This is a genomic window from Tepidimonas sp. (genome assembly GCF_046292505.1).
Lineage (GTDB): Bacteria > Pseudomonadota > Gammaproteobacteria > Burkholderiales > Burkholderiaceae_C > Tepidimonas.
Map to the genome: position 1 here is coordinate 1 of NZ_JBKBQX010000285.1, position 515 is coordinate 515.

Annotated in this window: 1 pseudogene; it reads right to left on the minus strand. The window is 61.6% G+C overall.

Going from position 1 to position 515, the window contains the following annotated elements:
- Window positions 1–466, minus strand: a pseudogene (locus ACK4TH_RS13300) (hypothetical protein); the annotation flags it as partial.
- Between the last annotated feature and the right edge of the window lie 49 nt (window positions 467–515).

Sequence of the window (515 nt, forward strand, 5' to 3'; positions counted from 1 at the left end):
CACATCGAATGTCTAACCCTTCTTTGGCCCACGCTGTCGCTCCACAACCTGAACACTGATACTTTACCCTATGCGGGTAACGTTTTGGCGGCGGGGGAATGATGACGCCTGATACCTCAACATTCGCCGTCTGCCGCAGCATGGCCAATGGCGCAGGGGTGAGTTTCAATACCACGCCGGTTTCCTTGAGCGCCTCTTGCCGCACTGCATTATGGCCGGGCTCCATGGGTGCATGGCGGTCAAACCAGGGCAGTGCAAAGCCCTGCTGCAGCAGCTCGCGGCAGGCGCGCAGGAAAGGACCATCGGGCCGGATGTAGTGGCTCACGCGGTGGCCGGTGTCCTTGCCCTGGGGCAGCCCGGTCGAGGTGGGCTCAAGGCCCACGCTGCGCATCTTGGCGGCCCACTCCCGGTTGTGCGGATTGCCCTTGGAGGGCCGGCCGAAATGTTCCTGCCAGTGGTGCACCATTTCGTGCACCAGGGTCGAGAGTCGTCCCTGAAAAATTCATTTTCACGCC